Source organism: Clostridium sp. 7_2_43FAA (assembly GCF_000158375.2).
GTDB classification, from domain to species: domain Bacteria; phylum Bacillota; class Clostridia; order Clostridiales; family Clostridiaceae; genus Clostridium; species Clostridium tertium.
Genome location: NZ_JH815222.1, coordinates 1,763,987 through 1,784,539, shown reverse-complemented (window position 1 = coordinate 1,784,539; position 20,553 = coordinate 1,763,987). Strand labels below are relative to the sequence as shown.

The window sequence follows — 20,553 nt, the reverse complement described above, 5'->3', positions numbered from 1 at the left end:
AAAATATAGTCTCAAAAGAGACTATATTTTTTTAAGGTAATTCATTTAAAGATTTAAATTCATAACCTTGAGCTTTAAGTTCCTGAATTACAGTTTTTAATATCTTTGTATTTGTATCAGATACTGCATGTAACAACATTATAGAGCCTGGATGAGCTCCATTTACTATCTTTTTTATTGCAGCCGATTCTTCAGGTTGATTATCAACAAGCCAATCCTTATACGCAAAGCTCCAAAAAATTGTTTTATATTCTAAATCTTGAGTTTTCTTTAAAGAATTTTTAGAATATTTCCCCATTGGAGGTCTAAAAAATTTAGGCATATCTTGTGATGTTAATGCTTTAAATTCTTCTTCTACTTCAGTAAATTCTTTTTTAAATTTTTCAGTATCTAGAATACTAGCCATTGATGGATGATGAGATGTATGATTACAAACTAAATGTCCTTCATCTACCATTCTTTTAACTATTTCAGGTTGTTCCTTTATATAAGGCTTAACTACAAAAAATGCAGCAGGAACTTGTTCATCTTTTAAAATATCTAAAATTTTAGGGGTATTACCATTTTCATAACCCTCATCAAAAGTTAAATATAATACTTTAGAATTTGTATCACCTACATAATAGGCTCCAAAGTCACTAAAGAAGTCAGCAGATTCTTTTGGAGGTTCTGGAGTTTTCCCTTTTTCTCTATTTACAAAATACCAATTTAGCTCTAAATCATCAGATGCTAGAGCATTTGTAGGCATAAAAGAAAAAGTAAAGATAATAATTAAAGATAGTAGAAAAGTAGCAAAAATATTTACTTTTTTCATTAGTTCACCACCTTTTTATAAATAATATCTATTTTTATAAGTTGCTTAAAAAATAGAATTTTTAACTACAACTTATATAAGTTTATTTTTATCTAAAAAAATTCTTTTACACATAGAAATACAATGTATAAATGTTATTAATTGCCGATTATATATGTTTTAGTTAATAATATATATAAGTAACATTATTTTAGAATATGAAATCTTGTCTATAAAATAATATTTAATGAAAAGGTAAAAGAGTAAAAAATGAAAAAGTAATGATGTTTTGATAAATAAAACTCAAAATTAAATTTATGAAACTCATATCTAATTCAAAAATTCCTTGAGTTTTTACTCTTTAATTTTTTAATTATTAATTCTTTTATTATTAATTCTTTATAACTTATATAATACTAGCAATTATTTATATTTTTTAATTACTTATAAATTTTCATTATAAGTTATATATATTGAAATAATTTATATTGTAGAGTATAATTTTAAGGATATGATTTAAGAGAAGAAAGGAATGTACATAGATGAATTTAGGAATAGTTGGTTTACCAAACGTAGGTAAAAGTACTTTATTTAATGCAATTACAAAAGCTGGAGCAGAGTCAGCAAACTATCCTTTTTGTACTATAGAACCAAATGTTGGAGTTGTTAGTGTACCAGATAAAAGATTAGATGTTTTAGAAAAAATGTATAACACTAAGAAGAAAGTTTATACTGCAGTTGAATTTTATGATATAGCAGGGCTTGTTAAAGGTGCTTCTAAAGGTGAAGGGTTAGGAAATAAGTTTTTATCTCATATAAGAGAAGTTTCTGCAATAGTTCATGTTGTAAGATGTTTTGATGATGGAAATGTTGTACACGTTGAAGGGTCAGTTGATCCAATTAGAGATATAGAAACTATAAATTTAGAACTTATATTTGCTGATTTAGAAGTCCTGGAAAGAAGAATGGAAAGATCAATTAAACAAGTTAGATCTGGAGATAAAAAGGCTAAGGAAGAATATGCTTTAATGGAAAAGGTTAAAGCTCACTTAGAAAAAAACTTACCTATAAGAACATTAGAAGTAACAGAAGAGGAAGAAGAGTTAATAAAAGGATTATTCTTAATAACTTCAAAACCAGTTCTTTATGCATGTAATATATCAGAAGATGATATGATGGAAGGGAATACAAATAATGAGTATGTTCAAAAAGTAAGAGCGCATGCAGAAAGTGAAAACTCTGAAGTTGTTGTTGTTTGTGCAAAACTAGAAGAAGAACTATCAGGTTTAGAAGATGAAGAAAAACAAGAAATGTTAAGTGAATATGGCTTAACAGAATCAGGATTAGATAAGCTTATAAGAGCTAGTTATAAATTATTAGGTTTAATAAGCTATTTAACAGCAGGAGTTCAAGAAGTAAGAGCTTGGACTATAAAAGAAGGAACAAAAGCTCCACAAGCAGCTGGTAAGATACATTCAGATATAGAAAGAGGATTTATTAGAGCAGAAATAGTTTCATATAATGATTTAGTAGAATGTGGTTCAGAAGCAGCAGCTAAGGAAAAGGGACTTTATAGATTAGAAGGTAAAGAATATGTTATGAAAGATGGAGATGTAGTAAACTTTAGATTTAATGTTTAATTACTTCTTTAAAAAAGGCTGATTCAAAATCAGCCTTTTTTATTTTTGAAATTAATAATTACAAATTTTATAACTTTTTATTAATTATGTAAAATAAATTCTTAAAAAATCAAATAAACCTTGAAGAATTGGTTGAAATTCTATAAAATAATACTATAGAGTGGTTAAAAGTGGTTAAAAGTGGAGCAAATATATTATTAGTATTATGAGGTAGGGGTAAAGATGTTTATAGGAGAATATCAACATGCGATAGATGCTAAAAATAGAATGATAGTCCCTGTAAAGCTAAGAGAAGGGTTAGGTAATAATTTTGTTATTACTAAAGGCTTAGATGGGTGCCTTTACGCGTATCCAATGGAAGAATGGAGAGCTCTAGAAGTTAAATTGAAATCTTTACCACTTACAAATAAGGATGCAAGAGCATTTGTTAGATTCTTTTTTTCAGGTGCCTGTGAAGTTGAAGTTGACAAACAAGGAAGAGGCTTAATTCCTCAAAATTTAAAGGAATATGCATGTATAGAAAAGGAAATAGTAAGTATAGGAGTATTAACTAGAGTTGAGATTTGGGGTAAGGAAAAATGGCAAGAATATAATGAATCAGATATAGATTTTGATTCTATTGCTGAAAAAATGAGCGATTTAGGAATATAAGGAGTAATATTATGGAATTTAAACATGTATCGGTACTTTTAAATGAGTGCATAGAGGGATTAAATATTAAAGAAGATGGAATATATGTTGATGGAACACTTGGAGGAGGGGGACATTCTTTAGAAATCTTAAAAAGGCTATCAAAAGATGGAACTTTAATAGGTGTAGATCAAGATAAAGATGCACTTAAAGCAGCAGGGGAAAGGTTACAAGATTTTGCAAATGTAAAGTTTGTCCATAGTAATTTTTATAATATTGATTCAGTTTTAAATAACTTAGAAATAAAAAAAATAGATGGAATGCTTATGGACCTTGGTGTGTCATCTTATCAATTAGATGAAGGTGATAGAGGATTTAGCTATATGCAAGATGCCCCTTTAGATATGAGAATGAATAGAGAAAGTTCTTTATCTGCATATGAAGTTATAAATGAATATGAAGAGGAAGAAATTTATAGAATAATTAGAGATTATGGTGAAGAAAAATTTGCTAAAAGAATCGCAAGATTTATAGTAGAAAACAGAGAAAATAAACCAATAGAAACTACATTAGAGTTAGTAGAAATAATAAAAGCTGCTATACCTGCTAAGGCTAGAAGAGAAGGACCACATCCAGCAAAAAGAACTTTTCAAGCTATTAGAATAGAAGTGAATAGTGAATTATCTATATTAAATAAGGCAATTGAAGATGGCGTAAATAGATTAAATAAGGGTGGGAGAATGGCTATAATAACTTTCCATTCTTTAGAGGATAGAATAGTTAAGCTTAAATTTAAGGAATTAGCAACATCATGTACTTGTCCAAAAGAATTTCCAATTTGTGTTTGTGGTGGCAAAGCGAAAGTTAAATTAATTAGTAGAAAGGCTATTGAGCCATCAAAAGAAGAAGTAGAAGAAAATCCTAGAAGTAGAAGTGCTAAATTAAGGGTTATAGAGAGAATTTAAAAAAAGTTAAGTAAAATGTATGGGGGATGTAATAAAATGGTTGAGAGAGAATATGATTATATAAGGGGTAATACAGTATTAACTCCAAAGAGAAAGTATAATGAGATAGACAAGAGAATAGAAAGAGAAAAGCAAGAAAGAAGACAAAGAGAACTACAAAGAAAAGAAAAGGCAGCAAAGAAGGCTACTGTAAAAAGTATATTGCAAGTATCTTGTATTGCTTTAATTTTAGGTGTTAGCACTATTGCAAGGGATGGTAAAGTTTATAGGATGCAAAATGATCTTTCAAAAGTAAAAAGTGAAATAAAGACTGTTACTGCAGAAGGAGAGGCATTAAGGGTAAACTTATTAAGATATTCATCACTAGCAGATATAAAGGATATAGCTAATGAATCTGGAATGAAAATTCCAGAGAAAAATGATTCAGTAGAAGTGGATTTAACTAAAAACTTTTTTGCTAACTTAGGGGAATAAACATAAGTTATAAAATAGTACACTTGCCAAGATAAAGAGTGTTAAGTTTACACTCGACATGTTTTTAAAAAAATTACATGGAGGCATTGATGTGAATAAGAAGAATTATAGAGATAAAGCGCTAATGAAAAAAAGAATATCATTAGCGCTTACCGCATTAACGTGTTTATTTTCTCTTTTAATAATCAGACTGTCCTACATAATGATAGTCAAAAGAGGAGAATACTCGGCAAGAGCTGAAGAACAGTGGACAAGTGAAGTTAAAATTGATGCAAGAAGAGGTAGAATACTTGATAGAAATGGAGTAGAACTTGCAGTATCTGCAAATGTTTATAGAGTAGATTTTGACTTAAACTCAATAAGGTCACATTTAAGGAAAGAAAATTTAACTAATGATTCTATAGCTCCTAAAATAGCAGAAGCATTAGAAATGGATGTAGAAAAAGTTCTTAAAAAGCTAAATACAAAGCTTCCAAGTGGAGCTGATGCTGGGGCAGCAACATTAGTTAGGAGAATAGAAAAAGAACAGGCAGATAAAGTTAAGGATTTAAACATACCGGGAGTGATAGTATCTCCAGATACAAAAAGATATTATCCAAATGGAAACTTTTTAGCTCATGTTTTAGGCAGTACTAATATTGATGGTCAAGGCTTAACTGGAGTAGAGTTACAGTATAATGATTATTTATCAGGTACTCCTGGATTACGTATTTCAGAATTAGATAAATATAATGATCAATTACCATATACAATATCTAAATTTACAGCTCCAATAGATGGAAAAGATGTTACATTAACAATAGATGCTAATTTACAGTCATTTGCTGAAAAAATAGCTGAAAAAGGTTATAAAGATAATGAGGCAAAGCAAGTTTCTATAATTATAATGAATCCAAGCAACGGTGAAATATTAGCAATGGTAAACAAACCTGATTTTGATCCGAATACCCCATATGAAGGTGCAGAAAATTATGAGGGTTCAACTACAGGAGAAAAAGTTCAAAAAATGTGGAGAAATCATTTAGTCAACGATACTTTTGAGCCGGGATCAATTTTTAAGGTTGTAACTATGATTGGAAACTTAGAAGAAGGTCTTGTTAAGGAGTCAGATACATTTACTTGTAACGGAAGTTTAAAGGTTGGGCCTCATACAATTAAATGTTGGAAAACATCAGGACATGGCACACAAATATTACCAGAAATACTTCAAAACTCATGTAACGTTGGATTTATGGAAATTGGTAAGAGAATTGGAAAAGAAAAGTTAAATGATTATATAGCTAAATTGGGATTTGGTAAAGTTAGTGGAGTTGACTTGCCAGGGGAAGCAAAAGGAATTGTTAAAAAAACAGAAAATATCAATGAAGCTGACCTTGCGACAATTTCATTTGGTCAAACAAACACTGTAAATGCAATTCAATATATGACAGCATTTAATAGCATTGTAAATGGTGGAAAGCTAATCCAACCTCATATAATGAAAGAGGTTACTTCTAAAGATGAAAATGGAAATGTCGTTGTTGATAAAACATTTGAACCAAAAGTAACAGAAGTTTTAAGTGAAGAAAATACTGCTATTTTAAGAGATTATTTAGAAAGAGTAGTTTCATATGGAGGTTCAAGCAAGGCTTACGTTGAAGGATATCATATTGCGGCTAAAACAGGAACAGCTCAAAAAGTTAATCCAAATGGTGGTGGATACGAATCGGGAAAATATATATCTTCCTTAGCTGGATTTGCACCAGCTGATAATCCGCAAGTTTCGGTGTTTATTTCTATTGATGAGCCTGGTACAGGTACTTATTATGCGGGACAAATAGTAGCTCCACTTGCAAATGAGCTGTTTACAGATATATTTAATTATATGAGCTCAGAAATATCAAAGGATGATATAGATAGTATTGTGAAGGAAGTAGTTATTCCTGAAATAAGAGGACTTAAAATAGATGAAGCAAAAAAAATATTGAAAGAATATAATTTAGAGTATAATATTGAAGGAAATGGGTCTATAATAACAAGTGTGAAGCCTTACCCAGGATACACAGTTAAAGAAAATTCTAAGATTAATATAGACACAGGAGATTCAGAGTCTTATAATAAAAATGTCGTTATGCCTGATTTAAGGGGGTACTCCTTAGAGTCTGCATCTAAAATTTTAAATGATTTAGGTATAAATTATACATTTGAAGGTGAAGGCGCAATAGTTAAGCAAAGTATTCCAAAGGGTGAAATGATAATAAAAGGAACGAATGTAAAACTTGTATTAAACGAAGAATATGGAGATTAATTTAGAATATCCCTTTACATTAGCATGTGGGACACTCACATGCTAAATTTTTATACAAAAGACATAGGGAGTTCTTTTTAGAATATTAAGGAGATGGTGAAATGAAGTTATTAGATTTATTAAAGGGAGTAGATTATGAATTATTAGAAGGAACAGTAGAAAAAGAAGTAAATCACATTCAATATGATAGTAGAAAAGTAAATGAAGGTGACTTGTTCGTGTGTCTTACAGGTTTCGAAGTTGATGGACATGACTATGCAAATAAAGCTATAGAAGCTGGTGCTAAGGTAGTACTATGTGAGAAAAAAATAGATATAAAAAGTGAAGGAGTAACAGTTCTTCTTGTTAATGAAGGAAGAAAAGCCCTTGCTACAATGTCAGCAAACTATTATGGTCATCCAACAAAATCTTTAAAATTAATAGGTGTTACAGGTACAAATGGTAAAACCACAACAGTGTATTTACTAAAATCAATGCTTGAGAAAGCAGGGAAGAAAGTAGGTCTTGTTGGAACAATAGCTAATTATATTGGAGAAAATAAGCTTAAATCTGAAAGAACTACTCCTGAATCATTAGAACTTCAAAAATTATTTAAGGATATGGTAGATGCAAATTGTGAGTATTGTGTTATGGAAGTTTCATCACATTCATTACAATTAGATAGAGTTTATGGTTGTGAATTTGAGGTGGGAATATTCACTAATCTAACTAGAGATCATTTAGATTTCCACAAATCTTTTGATAATTATTACAATGCAAAATTTAAATTGTTTGAAAGAAGTAAGGCTAGCGTAATAAATGTTGATGATGATTATGGATATAGAGTGTTGAAAGATGTTGAAAAATTAGAAAATAAGGAAATTAAAACTTATTCAATAAATAATAATAGTGACTTTAAAGCATCAGATCTTATGTTAAAAGAAGGAGATATACATTTTAAGATAAATGGGGAAGAATTTAATTCAGTCTTACCAGGAGAATATAATGTATATAATGCTTTAGGTGCAGTAGGCGCAATGAGTATTTTAGGAATTAGCAATGAGTCAATAAGGAAAGGCTTATTAGATGTTGTTGTACCAGGTAGATGCGAAAGAATAGGTTATAAATATGACATACCTTATGACATAATAATAGATTTTGCGCATACTCCTGATGGGTTAAAAAATATCTTAGAAACATTAAAGGGATTTACTAAAAATAGATTAATAGCTGTATATGGATGTGGTGGAGATAGAGATAAGGTAAAGAGAGCTGAGCTTGGAAGGATTGGAACAGAACTTGCAGATTTAGCTATAATTACATCGGACAATCCAAGAGAAGAAGATCCAATGGCAATTATAAAAGAAATAGTTGCAGGCATTACAAAGTCAAATTATTTAGCAATTGAAAATAGAGTTGAAGCAATTAAGCTTGCTTTAGGTATGGCTGAAGAAGGAGACGTAGTTGTTTTAGCTGGTAAAGGACATGAAAATTATCAAATCACAAATGAAGGTGTAATTCATTTTGATGAACGAGAAGTAGTAGATGAAATTTTAATAAGTAAAAAGAAATAATTAGAGGTGGATAAATTGGAATTATCTTTAAACGAACTTTTAGAAGCCATGAATGGTGAATTAATAGTTAAAGGAAAAACTGATTTCAATAGTGTTTGTATTGATACTAGAAAAATAGAAAAGAACAATATTTATTTTGCTATAAACGGCGAAAGATTTAATGGAAATAAATTTGTTATAGAAGCTTTTTCAAAAGGAGCTTCTATAGCAATAGTTGATGAAATATTATTTGATTTAAATAATACAGATAATCTACAAACAGTAATTAAAGTTGAAGATACTGAAAAAGCCCTATTAAACCTTGCCAATTACTATAGAAAAAAACTAGGATTAAAAGTTATAGGAGTTACTGGATCATGTGGAAAAACATCTACAAAGGATTTGATTGCTGCTTTTTTAAGTGAGAAATATAAGGTTTTTAAAACAAAAGGAAACTTTAATAATCAAATAGGCTTACCGCTAATGATTTTAGAACTTGATAGTTCTATAGATGTAGCAGTTTTAGAAATGGGAATGAGTAACTTAGGAGAAATAGATGTTCTTGCAAATTGTGCAAGACCAGATATAGCTGTTATAACCAATATAGGATTATCTCATATAGAAAACCTAAAAACTCAAGAAAATATATTAAAAGCTAAGAGTGAGATATTTAATTATTTTGATGAAACAAACACTCTTATAATAAATGGTGAAGATGAAAACTTATTAAAAATAAAAGACAAGTGTTTTGAAATTCTAAAAATTGGATATAATCATGAATATGATGTTTATGCATTTAATATTATACTAGAGGAGGACAAAACAACATTTACAGTTAAAGATAAAAATGAAGAAAGTATATTTACAATACCTATGGCTGGCAAACATAATATATTAAATTCTATGCTTGCAGTAGAAGTGGCTAAAAAATTAAATGTTACTTTTGATGAAATGAAAAAAGGTATAAAAAATTTAGAAGCTACATCAATGAGGCTACAAGTTATTAAAAGAAATAAAATAACAATTATAAATGATTGTTATAATGCTAGTCCGGATTCAATGAAATCTTCAATGGATGTACTTAGTAGTTATAAAACAGGAAGAAAAATAGCTATACTTGGGACTATGAATGAATTAGGAGAAGAAGCTGTAAAGTCACATATTGAAGTAGGAAACTATGCTTTAACTAAAGTTGATTTATTAATAGCAGTAGGAGAATACAAAGATTATTTTAAAAAGGGATTTACAGGAGAAAATATCATTACTTTTGCTACAAAAGAAGAATGTATAGATAAATTAGATACGATAATTAAAGAAAATGATGTAGTTTTAGTAAAGGCTTCAAGAGGTATGAAGTTTGAAGATATAGTTAGTTCATTAGAAGAAGTCTCAATATAACGAAGGAGGTGAACTGCCTTTATAGGCAGGTACAATGGGGGATAAATTAATAGACATATTTACGTCGAACTTAACAATAGGATTAGTACTAGCGTTTATAGTATCATTAATACTAGGTCCTATAACAATACCAATGCTTAGAAGATTAAAGTTTGGTCAAAATATAAGAAAAGAAGGGCCTCAAAGCCATCTAAAAAAAGCAGGAACTCCAACTATAGGAGGAATTATATTTATAATTTCAACAGCAATAGTTATGGTGGTAATGAGATTTAGTCCTACAGATGAAGCAATGATTGCACTATATTCATTACTTGCCTTTGGATTTATAGGATTTTTAGATGATATCCTAAAAATTATAAAGAAACAAAATGAAGGTTTAAAAGCATGGCAAAAAATGTTGCTATTAATCATTTTTTCAACTGCTATTGCAGTATATGGATATGTTAACTTAGGAACTGCTTTAAGAATACCATTTATAGATACAAAAATTCCACTTGGAATTCTTTATATTCCTTTTGTAATAGTGTATTATGCTGGTGCAACAAATGCAGTAAATTTAACAGATGGATTAGATGGATTAGCATCTACAGTTAGTGTTTTAGTGTTAACATTTTTTGCAGTTATAGCATTTACAATGAAGCATGAATCATTAGCAGTATTTTCAATTGTATTAGCAGGAGGATTGTTAGGATTTTTAAAGTTTAATGCATATCCTGCAAAAGTGTTTATGGGTGACACCGGATCTTTAGCAATTGGAGGTGCAATAGCAACTATTGCATTAGTTTTAGAACTGCCTTTAATATTAGTTATTGTTGGTGGAATTTATGTATTTGAAACTTTATCAGTAATTTTACAAGTTTCATCATATAAGTTAAGAGGAAAAAGATTATTTAAAATGGCACCAATTCATCATCATTTTGAGCAAGTAGGATGGAGTGAAACAAAAATAGTTACAGTTTTTTCTATAATAACTGTAATATTATGCTTTATAGGATTTATAGCCCTTTAATCACTAGATTGGAGGAGTTTTTATGAGAGAAAAAAGGCCCAAAGTAAAAATGGGCGAAATTGACTATGGTATATTTTATGCTGTTATATTGCTATTAGCAATAGGAGTAATTATGATATATTCAGCAAGTTCATATTATGCTATGTTTAAAGAGGGTGATAGCATGGTATATTTAAAAAAGCAATTGATTTGGGCTATTAGTGGGTTAGCTGTTATGGGAATTATGGCTAACTTAGATTACCATAAGCTGAAAAAAATTACTCCTCATCTTTTAATTGTGACTATACCATTACTAGTAGCAGTATTTTTCTTTCCAGCAGTAAATGGAGCAAAGAGATGGATACAACTTGGACCTTTATCTTTTCAGCCGTCTGAGCTGACTAAATATGTAGTAGTTTTATTTTTAGCAATGAGCTTAGACTTAAAGGGAGATGGAGTTAAAAAGTTCTGGACTGGTATAGTACCGTATTTAGGAGTATCAGGTTTTTTTGCAGGTATGATATTATTAGAAAAAAACTTAAGTATAGCAGCTATTATAATGATAGTTACATTTATAATGTTATTTGTAGCAGGTGGAAGAATCCAAGATTTATTTGGAAAAGTTGCCCCAGTATTATTAGTTGCAGTTATGTTTTTTATATTTGGAGAAGATTATAGAAGAGCAAGAATGCTTAACTTTTTAAATCCATGGAAAGATCCAGCTGGAGATGGTTATCAATTAATTCAATCATTTTACGCCCTAGGAGCTGGAGGAATAACAGGACTTGGGCTTGGACAGTCAAGACAAAAAACTTTATATATGCCAGAACCACATAATGATTTTATTTTCTCTATTATAGGAGAAGAACTTGGATTAATTGGATGTTTATTTATAGTTGCTTTATTTGTATTCTTTGTTTGGAGGGGAATTAAAGTTGCTATGAAAGCTAAGGATACTTATGGAACACTTTTATCCATAGGAATAACATCTATAATTGCAGTTCAAGCAATTATTAATATTGCGGTTGTAACAGGATCAATGCCTGTAACTGGTGTACCAATGCCTTTTATTAGTTATGGTGGAACATCGTTAGTAATAAACATGATGGCAATGGGAATACTTTTGAACATATCAAGGCAAGTACAAGGAAAAGAAGTATAACTATATAATAAGGAAAGAGTAGGATATTAAAATTCTTACTCTTTTTTTAGTTAGTTGAAATTTAACGTGTTTCAAACTGATATTATATAAGGAATTTGTAAATTTAATACTTTTTAAGTAGATATGTCACTTTAAATTTTTCTTAGTTCACTTTTAAGTTAATCTATATAAATAAATTATTAATTATATAATAAAGAGGTAAATCTATAATCTCTTTTTAGGTATTAAAAAATTAAAAAAATATTAAATTATTATAAAAAATTTAAATTTAGTAAAAATAATAATGAAAAAATACCCAGAAAGTGATATTATTATATTATGTCATTATATTATGTAAAAGTAGGGGAATTATGAAGAATAAGTCGAATAAATTTATAAGAAGAAAAAAGAGAAATAAAATATTTAAGAGATTAATATTAGGATTATTTGTTATTATAATCGGTATTATAATATTCATATATAAATCTCCAATTTTCAATTTAAAGAAAATAAATATAAGTGGATTAGTTACATTATCTAATGATAGTTTACAAGAAAAGTTAAAATATCATATAGGTCAAAATATATTTACTATAGATTATAACGAAATAGAAAAAGAGTTAAGAGAAAATCCATATATAAAAGAAATAAAGGTTAATAAAAAAGGAATAAATTCTTTAAATATAAATATAAAAGAAAATAAAATTGCATATTATTTTGAAAGTGATGGAAAAATAAAAGCTATTAATAATGAAGGGGTAGTAGTTGAAGAATTAGCTGCAATGGATGATAGAAATTTAATTAAGTTAATAGGAATCGATTTATCTGGTAAAGTTGTTGGAGATAAGATATCAGATGATGTAAATATTCCAGATACGCTAGAAAAATTTTATAACATAATAGAAGCTATGCCACAAGAATATGTTTTTTCTCAAATAGATATTGAAGATTTGAACAATATAGTTTGTTATATTCAAAATGTAGAAATAATGATTGGAGATAGCAGTGACTTAATAGATAAAATGAATTTAGCACTTAACGCTATTGAACAAGGAGTTATTTCAAAAGGTTATATTGATATGAGTTTTAATGGACCACCAGTTATAAAGCAAATTAACTAGATAAGGGGGAAACTATATGAAAAGAGCAACATCACAAATATTTATTGCTATTGTTTGCGCGCTTCTTGGGTTTTTACTTGCACATCAATTTAAGCTGTTAAATGAAAGAAATAAGAGTAATATAGAATCACAAAATTTAAATATAAATGCTGAAATAGAGGCTTTAAAGAAAGAAAAAGAAGAATTAATTAAATCAAATAGTAGCTTATCAGAGGAATTAAAACAATTAGAAGAAACTGCATCTAAGGAAGGCGAAGTTGAAGCGGAAATAAAAAAACAACTTGATAATGCAAGAATGAACTTAGGATTAGTAGACGTTAAGGGGCCGGGGATAACTATAACTATTACTTCTAAAAATAATATATTTGGATCAAATAACTCAAATGTAACTAGAATTATTAGTGAAGATGAAATAATGCATATAGTTAATACTCTTAGATACGTAAAGGCAGAGGCAATATCTGTAAATGATTATAGAGTTACTCCTCAAAGTGGTATTAAAAATTCAGGTAATTGGATTTGGGTAGGAACTGCTGGACAAATAGATCCAAATGATAAGATAGTAATAAAAGCTATAGGTGATAAGCAAGCATTAAAAACTTCAATAAATTTTATTGGAGTGTTAGAGTATGGGGCATTAAAAAGTTATGATATTAAAGTAGATGATAGTGATGAAATTATTATAAATAAAACTACACAGTCTTTAAAAAGTGAATTTGTTAAGCCTGTGAATTAAAGAAGGGAGATTTTTATGATAGCATTTATAGGATTATTAATAGGTGTGCTCTTAGGATTATTATTAGATGTAAATATACCAGATACATTATCTCCCTATATGTCCGTTGCAATTTTAGCGTGTTTAGATTCTGTTTTTGGAGCAGTAAGAGCATCCTTATCAAAAAACTTTAAGTCAGATATATTTATTTCAGGATTTTTTGGTAATGCAGTATTAGCAGCAGGTCTTGCATATTTAGGAGATAAACTTGGAATTCCAATGTATATAGCAGCAGTTATTGTTTTTGGAGGTAGAATATTTGATAACTTTGCAGTTATAAGAAGACTACTAATTGAAAGGCTAAAATCTCGTAAGCGAGGTGAATAAATGAAGAATACAAAATCAGGATTTTTTATTTTAATAGCTGCAATTATAACAGGATTTCTTATAGTAAACACTATTAATTTAAATAATACACAAATAAATATATCTTTAAATGCATTAGAATATAAAAATGCAGTAGAAGAAAGAAGTACTTTATATAATGAAATAGAAAAGATAAAAAGTGAAAATATAGATTACAGACATAAAATAAGTAAATATAAAGGGAATGATCCTGAAAAAAATAAAAAATTAGTAGAAGATATGAAAAATCAATTATTTGATTATGGAGCCTTAAGTGGAATTACATCAGTTAAAGGGCCAGGTTTAGTAATAGAGATAAAAGACGGAGATATAGACAGGAAATTAGATGCTGATTATGAAATATGGAGAAAGATATTTCATGAAAATGACCTATCAATGGTTTTAAATGAACTAAGAAATGCAGGAGCAGAGGCAATTACTATGAATAATCATAGAATATTACCTAATACAGGAGTAAAGTGTTATTCTGCTCATATAGGATTTGAAGATGAATCAAGTACTTATGCTCCATTTTATATTTATGCTATAGGAAATCCAGAAGAAATGAAAGCATATCTACTAGCAGAAAATGGTTTTATACAAAAATTGATTATAAGAAAGATAAAAGTAGAAATAGAAGTAAAGGATGAAATAATTATTCCTGCTACAAAGCAAAGTGTAGAAGCAAGATATATGCAAAGATATGAAGAAAAATAAAATTTTATTAAAAAATATTTTAAAATTGAAGGAATTTAAGTTTTTTTGAAGAATATTTACAATGTGTAAATAACTTCTTTAGGAGGAAATGACTTGGATATAGAAGAAAATATAATTAAATTGAGAAGAAGTTTACCTAAGGATGTCACACTAGTAGCAGTTTCAAAAACTAAACCTATAGAAGATATAGAAATAGCATATAAAACTGGTCAAAGAGATTTTGGAGAAAATAAAGTTCAAGAACTTATTGATAAAGAGAAATCTCTTGAAAAAGATATAAGATGGCATTTTATAGGTAGCTTACAAACTAATAAAGTAAAATATTTAGTTGGTAAAGTTCACTTAATACATTCTTTATCAAGTATTAAGTTATTAAACAAGATAGAAAGTGAATTTTCTAAAAAAAATTGCACAGCTAATCTTTTAATTCAAATAAATATAGGTAAAGAAGAAAGCAAAAGTGGAATTTTTGAAGAAGAGCTAAATGATTTGATAAATGAAATTGAAATTTGCAATAATTGCAAGGTTAAAGGATTAATGGCCATAATTCCAAAAGGAAATGAAAATACAAATAGATATTATTTTAAAAAAATGAAAAATATATATGATGATTTAAGTAAAAAATCATATAAAAATATTTCTATGGAGATTTTATCTATGGGAATGACAAATGATTATGAAATAGCTATTGAAGAAGGCTCTAACTTAATAAGAGTTGGAGAAGGAATATTTGGTAAAAGAAATGTAGTGGGAGGATTGAAGAATGGGTAATATGTTTGGAAAGTTTAAAGAAATAATTGGTCTTGGTGAATATGAGGATGATTTTGAGGATTTAGAAGATACTGAAGTGGAAGAAGAAGAAGTACAAGAAGAAATTGAACCAATTATATCAAAGCAAAAAGGAAATAAAGTAGTAAATATACATACTGCATCAACTGCCAAAGTTATGGTAACAAAACCTACAAATTATGACGATGCTAGAGAAATAGCAGATGCTATAAAAGCAAGAAAAATAGTTTTAGTTAATGCAACTACTTTAGAAACAAAAATAGCACAAAGATTAGTAGATTTTATTAGCGGATCTTGTTATGTTTTAGGTGCTACTTTACAAGAAATAGAACAAAGAGTTTACTTATTATCACCTTCAAATGTAGAAGTTACAAATGAATTGAAAAATGAACTTAGTTCAAAGGCATTATTTAATTGGAACAAGTAGGAGGAGATTTAAATAGGAATAATATTTACAGCAATAAATTTAATAACAAGAGTTTTAGAAATAACTATCTTTGCAGAAGTTATAATGTCTATTTTACCAAGTATTAGAGAAAGTGCTTTTTATGAGCTAATTGCATCATTTAATAATCCGGTATTAAAGCCTTTTAGGTTTTTACAAGATAAAATTTTAAGAAATAGTATGATAGACTTTTCACCATTGTTTGCTATTATGTTATTATCTTATATTAGGATGTTATTTTAATGCTTAAAAAAGAAACAATACTAAAAAGTTTTAATGAAGATGATGCAAAGGAAGCTATAAAAATATATGAAAAATATAAGCTAGCTTACGAAAAAGACATAACTGTTTTTACAAGTAGCTTTTATTCACCTAATATATGGAGCTTTTTTGAAAATTGTTGTAGTAATAATGAAGTTATGTTTGAAGCAAATGGTTTCTTTGAAGAAAGTGAAAGAAGAATGATTTGTTTTAATAATCTTTACAATGTTGATTATCCTATAAAAATATTAGAAATTAAGAATAAATCAAATTTTTCTAATTTAAAGCATAAGGATTATTTAGGCTCAATTTTATCATTAGGAATTGAACGTAATAAATTAGGAGATATAATTGTAAAAGAAAATAAGGCTTATTTGCCTGTTTTAGAAGAAATAAGTGATTATATAATAAATAATTTATCTCATATAGGAAAATCACCAATAGAGATAAAAATTATAGATAATATTAGTGATATACCATCTGTTAATTTTGAAGAAATAGTTATTAATGTTTCTTCTTTACGAGCAGATAGCATTGTTGCAAAACTCTCTAGCCTGTCAAGAGCAAAAGCTATCGAGCTTATAGATAGTGGTAAGGTTTTAATAAATTATGTAAAAGCAAAAGACAAAAGTCAAGACATTGTAAAAGACACTAGAGTTACAATTAGAGGAATTGGAAAATTTATAATTGGAGATGTTATTGGCGGAACTAGAAGTGGTAAACAGAGAATTGTAATTAAAAAATATATATGATGTGTAGAGGTGATTTTATGAAGCTTACTCCAATGGATATAAGTAACAAAGAATTTAAAAAGGGATTTAGAGGATACGATTGTGATGAGGTTGATGAATTTATAAATGAAATTATAGAAAATTATGAAGAGCTTTATAAAGAAAATTCAAGATTAAAAGAAAACCTATCAAGAGTAAATGAAAAATTAGAACATTATGTTAAAATAGAAAATACTATTCAAAATACGTTATTATTAGCTCAAAATGCAGCTGAGCAAGCTAGAGAAGCATCTCAAAAAGAATCAGATATGATTTTAAAAAATGCTAATGATGTAGCTAAGAAAATTTTAGATAAGGCTCATAATGATGTAGTTTCAATTAATGATGAATATGAAAAAGTTAAACAAGAATTTGTTAAGTTTAGAGCTAAATTTAGAAACTTTATGAATGCTCAAACTGAAACTTTTGATGAATTAGAAAAAGATTTAACTAAAAATTATAGTATTGCAGAGCCATTAGAAGAAGTAGCTATCGAAAAAAATATAGAACTATCCAGTAAAAACATAGAAGAATTAGAAGAAGTTTATACTGAGGATATGGACGAGATAAAAAGCTTTTTCGCTAAAAACTAATACATAAAATCCGTTTAATACGGATTTTTTATTTTTAATAAATTTTAAACTATTGAGTGTAATGTTTTAATGTATTATAATGTGTTAAGAATTATAATATGTTAACAATTATGAAGAAAATGGAGATTTGTATTAATGGATGAACTAGTATTTAAAATAACTGAAGAAGAAAATATAGGGATTAGAATAGATAAATATTTATCTAATATTATAGAAGGAAAATCAAGATCATTTATACAAGGATTAATTGATTCAGGCGCTATATTAGTAAATAATAAAGAAGTAAAGAGTAATTATAAATTAAGAAATCATGATGAAATTATTGTAAGTATGCCAGAACCAATTGAGCTTGATGTTGAGCCAGAAGATATAGATCTTAACATAGTATATGAAGATGAAGATGTAATAGTTTTAAATAAACCTCAAGGAGTAGTTGTACATCCGGCACCTGGAAATTATAGTGGTACATTAGTAAATGGATTACTTTATCACTGCAAAGATCTATCAGGTATAAATGGAGTCATAAGGCCAGGGATAGTTCATAGAATAGACAAAGATACATCGGGAATATTAGTTATTGCAAAAAATGATGATGCACATAATCATTTAGCTAAACAATTTAAGAATCATAGTATCAAAAGAGAATATTATGCTCTAGTTGAAGGTAAATTTAGTAAGATCGAAGGTACTGTAGATAAGCCAATAGGAAGAAATAAAAAAGATAGATTAAAAATGGCTATAATGGAGGATGGTAAAAGAGCAGTAACTCATTATAATGTACTAGAACAATATAATAATGGAACTGCTTTAGTAAAATGCACTTTAGAAACTGGAAGAACACATCAAATAAGAGTTCATATGGCTTCTATTGGTCATCCTTTAGTTGGAGACCCTCTTTACAATAGTAATAAGAAGCAAAAATTCAAATTACAAGGGCAAGTACTACATGCAAAAACTTTAGGATTTATTCATCCAAGAAGTAATGAGTATATAGAGTTTGATTCAGAATTACCTAAATATTATTTAGAACTATTAGAAAATATAAGAAAATAGAGGTGGGTTAAATGAAATTAAAAGCAAATTTATTAGATGATAAAGCTATCAAAAGAACACTAATAAGAATCTCTCATGAAATAATAGAAAAAAATAAGGGGATAGAAAACATAGTTTTAGTAGGGATTAAAAGAAGAGGATATCCTTTAGCAGAAAGAATTGCAAGAAATATAGAAAGTATAGAAGGTATAAAGGTCCCTGTAGGTTATGTAGATATAACTTTATATAGAGATGATATTACAGAAATAAAGGATACACCAAAAGTTAATAATATTGATTTAGGGGTAGAGGTTATAGGAAGAAAAGTTATCTTAGTAGATGATGTTTTATATACTTGTAGAACAGTAAGGGCAGCAATTGATGCTATAATTGATTCTGGAAGACCAGAACAAATACAACTTGCTGTATTAGTAGATAGAGGACATAAGGAACTACCAATAAGAGCTGATTATGTAGGAAAGAATCTTCCGACATCTAAGAGTGAAATAATAGCAGTTGAAATAGCAGAAATCGATGGAAATGATTCAGTGAAAATTTACGAAGGAAATTAGAGGAGAAAAAAATGGAATATAACTTAATTGCAACTACTACTTTTGGGCTAGAAGGTATTACAGCAAAAGAATTAAAAGCTTTAGGATATGAAGATTTAAGAACAGAAAATGGTAAAGTTCATTTTACTGGAGATGAAATGGATATTGCAATAGCTAATATCCATTTAAGAACTGCAGATAGAGTATTAATAAAAATGGGAGAGTTCGAAGCAAGAAGTTTTGAAGAACTCTTCCAAGGTACAAAGAACATAAAATGGAGTGATATAATACCTAAAGATGGGATAATGCATGTTAATGGTAAATCTGTAAAATCAACTTTACATAGCGTTCCAGATTGTCAATCTATAGTAAAAAAAGCTATTGTAGATAGTATGAGCAATTCTTATGGAATAAGCCAATTTGAAGAAAGTGGTCCATTATATAAAATTGAAGTATCAATTTTAAAGGATGTAGTAACATTAACTATAGATACATCAGGACCAGGATTGCATAAGAGAGGATATAGAGAAGAGGCTGGAGCAGCACCACTTAAAGAAACTCTAGCAGCAGCTATGGTACTTATTTCAAGATGGAAAGAAGAATTTATTTTAATTGATCCATTTTGCGGTTCAGGTACTATACTTATAGAAGCAGCTATGATTATGCAAAATATCGCACCTGGAATGTGTAGAAGTTTTACATGTGAAACTTGGCCAACAATGGATTCAGATGTTTTTGAACAAGTAAGGGAAGGTGCTGAAAGAGCAATTAAAAATAAAGATATAAAATTAATAGGATATGATATAGATGGACGAATTCTTAAAGTAGCAAGAAGTAATGCTGAAAAGGCTGGAGTTTCAAAATATATTGAATTCCAAAGAAGAGATTTTAAGGATTTTTCAAATAGTAATAAATATGGATTTATAGTTTCTAATCCGCCATATGGAGAAAGATTAGGAGAAAAGAAAGAAGTAGAACAATTATATAAAATTTTTGGAAGCTTTAAAAAGAAATTTTTCAATTGGGATTACAATATTCTTACATCTTACGAAGGCTTTGAAGGACCATTTGGAAAGAAGTCAAGTAAAAATAGAAAATTATACAATGGTAAAATAAAATGTTATTATTATCAATATTTTGATAATGAACTTATTAAAAATGATGGGGATATGCTTATAAACCATATATAACATTTAAGTCATGTAATACGATAAATATTAAGATATTATTATTTATTGTTGTATTCAATTGTGTATAAAACTTTATTGAGACCTATAAAAAAGAAACCATATTTTGTATTTACAAA

At 28.2% G+C, this 20,553-nt stretch carries 22 protein-coding genes; 21 read left to right on the top strand and 1 reads right to left on the bottom strand.

Going from position 1 to position 20,553, the window contains the following annotated elements; translation table 11 throughout:
* Positions 1-31: 31 nt before the first annotated feature.
* Positions 32-814, bottom strand: a complete 783-nt coding sequence (gene pdaA, locus CSBG_RS10040) for a delta-lactam-biosynthetic de-N-acetylase (RefSeq protein WP_008679196.1) — start codon at positions 812-814, stop codon at positions 32-34.
* A gap of 521 nt (positions 815-1,335) precedes the next feature.
* Between pdaA and ychF the strand changes: the two genes are divergently transcribed.
* From ychF to CSBG_RS09935, 21 genes are all read left to right on the top strand, one after another.
* Positions 1,336-2,433, top strand: coding sequence for a redox-regulated ATPase YchF (gene ychF, locus CSBG_RS10035; protein ID WP_008679195.1), 1,098 nt, complete (start codon positions 1,336-1,338; stop codon positions 2,431-2,433).
* Positions 2,434-2,655: 222 nt separating this feature from the next.
* On the top strand, positions 2,656-3,084 hold the full coding sequence (mraZ, locus tag CSBG_RS10030) for a division/cell wall cluster transcriptional repressor MraZ (RefSeq protein WP_008679194.1): 429 nt from the start codon (positions 2,656-2,658) through the stop codon (positions 3,082-3,084).
* 11 nt (positions 3,085-3,095) lie between these two features.
* A complete protein-coding gene (gene rsmH, locus CSBG_RS10025) occupies positions 3,096-4,028 on the top strand; it encodes a 16S rRNA (cytosine(1402)-N(4))-methyltransferase RsmH (protein ID WP_008679193.1) in 933 nt (310 codons plus the stop codon).
* 36 nt (positions 4,029-4,064) lie between these two features.
* Entirely contained in the window at positions 4,065-4,502 is a 438-nt protein-coding gene (locus CSBG_RS10020; RefSeq protein ID WP_008679192.1) for a hypothetical protein, read from the top strand.
* Between the two features lie 91 nt (positions 4,503-4,593).
* Positions 4,594-6,789, top strand: a complete 2,196-nt coding sequence (locus CSBG_RS10015; protein ID WP_008679191.1) for a stage V sporulation protein D — start codon at positions 4,594-4,596, stop codon at positions 6,787-6,789.
* A 101-nt stretch (positions 6,790-6,890) separates the two neighbouring features.
* Positions 6,891-8,342: a UDP-N-acetylmuramoyl-L-alanyl-D-glutamate--2,6-diaminopimelate ligase gene (locus tag CSBG_RS10010; RefSeq protein WP_008679190.1), complete on the top strand. Its 1,452-nt coding sequence runs from the start codon at positions 6,891-6,893 to the stop codon at positions 8,340-8,342.
* 15 nt (positions 8,343-8,357) lie between these two features.
* Entirely contained in the window at positions 8,358-9,719 is a 1,362-nt protein-coding gene (gene murF / locus CSBG_RS10005; protein ID WP_008679188.1) for a UDP-N-acetylmuramoyl-tripeptide--D-alanyl-D-alanine ligase, read from the top strand.
* Positions 9,720-9,753: 34 nt separating this feature from the next.
* A complete protein-coding gene (gene mraY / locus CSBG_RS10000; protein WP_008679186.1) occupies positions 9,754-10,728 on the top strand; it encodes a phospho-N-acetylmuramoyl-pentapeptide-transferase in 975 nt (324 codons plus the stop codon).
* Positions 10,729-10,750: 22 nt separating this feature from the next.
* On the top strand, positions 10,751-11,869 hold the full coding sequence (gene spoVE / locus CSBG_RS09995; protein ID WP_008679184.1) for a stage V sporulation protein E: 1,119 nt from the start codon (positions 10,751-10,753) through the stop codon (positions 11,867-11,869).
* Between the two features lie 350 nt (positions 11,870-12,219).
* The gene (locus tag CSBG_RS09990; RefSeq protein ID WP_008679183.1) at positions 12,220-12,969 is read left to right on the top strand and encodes an FtsQ-type POTRA domain-containing protein; all 750 of its coding nucleotides are present in this window, start codon (positions 12,220-12,222) and stop codon (positions 12,967-12,969) included.
* Positions 12,970-12,985: 16 nt separating this feature from the next.
* Complete coding sequence (locus CSBG_RS09985; RefSeq protein ID WP_008679182.1) at positions 12,986-13,705, top strand: DUF881 domain-containing protein; 720 nt, start codon at positions 12,986-12,988, stop codon at positions 13,703-13,705.
* 15 nt (positions 13,706-13,720) lie between these two features.
* Positions 13,721-14,071, top strand: a complete 351-nt coding sequence (locus tag CSBG_RS09980; RefSeq protein ID WP_008679180.1) for a small basic family protein — start codon at positions 13,721-13,723, stop codon at positions 14,069-14,071.
* On the top strand, positions 14,072-14,806 hold the full coding sequence (locus CSBG_RS09975; RefSeq protein WP_008679178.1) for a DUF881 domain-containing protein: 735 nt from the start codon (positions 14,072-14,074) through the stop codon (positions 14,804-14,806).
* Positions 14,807-14,899: 93 nt separating this feature from the next.
* Positions 14,900-15,577, top strand: coding sequence for a YggS family pyridoxal phosphate-dependent enzyme (locus tag CSBG_RS09970; protein ID WP_008679176.1), 678 nt, complete (start codon positions 14,900-14,902; stop codon positions 15,575-15,577).
* On the top strand, positions 15,570-16,022 hold the full coding sequence (sepF, locus tag CSBG_RS09965; RefSeq protein ID WP_008679174.1) for a cell division protein SepF: 453 nt from the start codon (positions 15,570-15,572) through the stop codon (positions 16,020-16,022). Before CSBG_RS09970 ends, sepF begins: the two co-directional genes overlap by 8 nt.
* Before the next feature lie 84 nt (positions 16,023-16,106).
* On the top strand, positions 16,107-16,283 hold the full coding sequence (locus CSBG_RS17985) for a YggT family protein (RefSeq protein WP_083854763.1): 177 nt from the start codon (positions 16,107-16,109) through the stop codon (positions 16,281-16,283).
* The gene (locus CSBG_RS09955; RefSeq protein ID WP_008679173.1) at positions 16,283-17,053 is read left to right on the top strand and encodes a YlmH/Sll1252 family protein; all 771 of its coding nucleotides are present in this window, start codon (positions 16,283-16,285) and stop codon (positions 17,051-17,053) included. Before CSBG_RS17985 ends, CSBG_RS09955 begins: the two co-directional genes overlap by 1 nt.
* Positions 17,054-17,070: 17 nt before the next feature.
* On the top strand, positions 17,071-17,664 hold the full coding sequence (locus tag CSBG_RS09950) for a DivIVA domain-containing protein (protein WP_008679171.1): 594 nt from the start codon (positions 17,071-17,073) through the stop codon (positions 17,662-17,664).
* Between the two features lie 135 nt (positions 17,665-17,799).
* Positions 17,800-18,717: an RluA family pseudouridine synthase gene (locus CSBG_RS09945; RefSeq protein ID WP_008679169.1), complete on the top strand. Its 918-nt coding sequence runs from the start codon at positions 17,800-17,802 to the stop codon at positions 18,715-18,717.
* An 11-nt stretch (positions 18,718-18,728) separates the two neighbouring features.
* Positions 18,729-19,268 carry a bifunctional pyr operon transcriptional regulator/uracil phosphoribosyltransferase PyrR gene (gene pyrR, locus CSBG_RS09940; protein ID WP_008679167.1) on the top strand — a complete coding sequence of 180 codons (540 nt, stop codon included), beginning with the start codon at positions 18,729-18,731 and terminating at the stop codon, positions 19,266-19,268.
* Positions 19,269-19,279: 11 nt separating this feature from the next.
* Positions 19,280-20,437, top strand: a complete 1,158-nt coding sequence (locus CSBG_RS09935) for a class I SAM-dependent RNA methyltransferase (RefSeq protein WP_008679165.1) — start codon at positions 19,280-19,282, stop codon at positions 20,435-20,437.
* Positions 20,438-20,553: the final 116 nt, after the last annotated feature.

Excerpts from the sequence above, each read along its gene's own strand:
- pdaA (WP_008679196.1), bottom strand. The coding sequence starts at position 814 with ATGAAAAAAGTAAATATTTTTGCTACTTTTCTACTATCTTTAATTATT.
- ychF (WP_008679195.1), top strand. The coding sequence starts at position 1,336 with ATGAATTTAGGAATAGTTGGTTTACCAAACGTAGGTAAAAGTACTTTA.
- mraZ (WP_008679194.1), top strand. The coding sequence starts at position 2,656 with ATGTTTATAGGAGAATATCAACATGCGATAGATGCTAAAAATAGAATG.
- rsmH (WP_008679193.1), top strand. The coding sequence starts at position 3,096 with ATGGAATTTAAACATGTATCGGTACTTTTAAATGAGTGCATAGAGGGA.
- CSBG_RS10020 (WP_008679192.1), top strand. The coding sequence starts at position 4,065 with ATGGTTGAGAGAGAATATGATTATATAAGGGGTAATACAGTATTAACT.
- CSBG_RS10010 (WP_008679190.1), top strand. The coding sequence starts at position 6,891 with ATGAAGTTATTAGATTTATTAAAGGGAGTAGATTATGAATTATTAGAA.
- mraY (WP_008679186.1), top strand. The coding sequence starts at position 9,754 with ATGGGGGATAAATTAATAGACATATTTACGTCGAACTTAACAATAGGA.
- spoVE (WP_008679184.1), top strand. The coding sequence starts at position 10,751 with ATGAGAGAAAAAAGGCCCAAAGTAAAAATGGGCGAAATTGACTATGGT.
- CSBG_RS09990 (WP_008679183.1), top strand. The coding sequence starts at position 12,220 with ATGAAGAATAAGTCGAATAAATTTATAAGAAGAAAAAAGAGAAATAAA.
- CSBG_RS09985 (WP_008679182.1), top strand. The coding sequence starts at position 12,986 with ATGAAAAGAGCAACATCACAAATATTTATTGCTATTGTTTGCGCGCTT.
- CSBG_RS09980 (WP_008679180.1), top strand. The coding sequence starts at position 13,721 with ATGATAGCATTTATAGGATTATTAATAGGTGTGCTCTTAGGATTATTA.
- CSBG_RS09975 (WP_008679178.1), top strand. The coding sequence starts at position 14,072 with ATGAAGAATACAAAATCAGGATTTTTTATTTTAATAGCTGCAATTATA.
- sepF (WP_008679174.1), top strand. The coding sequence starts at position 15,570 with ATGGGTAATATGTTTGGAAAGTTTAAAGAAATAATTGGTCTTGGTGAA.
- CSBG_RS17985 (WP_083854763.1), top strand. The coding sequence starts at position 16,107 with ATGTCTATTTTACCAAGTATTAGAGAAAGTGCTTTTTATGAGCTAATT.
- CSBG_RS09955 (WP_008679173.1), top strand. The coding sequence starts at position 16,283 with ATGCTTAAAAAAGAAACAATACTAAAAAGTTTTAATGAAGATGATGCA.
- CSBG_RS09950 (WP_008679171.1), top strand. The coding sequence starts at position 17,071 with ATGAAGCTTACTCCAATGGATATAAGTAACAAAGAATTTAAAAAGGGA.
- CSBG_RS09945 (WP_008679169.1), top strand. The coding sequence starts at position 17,800 with ATGGATGAACTAGTATTTAAAATAACTGAAGAAGAAAATATAGGGATT.
- pyrR (WP_008679167.1), top strand. The coding sequence starts at position 18,729 with ATGAAATTAAAAGCAAATTTATTAGATGATAAAGCTATCAAAAGAACA.
- CSBG_RS09935 (WP_008679165.1), top strand. The coding sequence starts at position 19,280 with ATGGAATATAACTTAATTGCAACTACTACTTTTGGGCTAGAAGGTATT.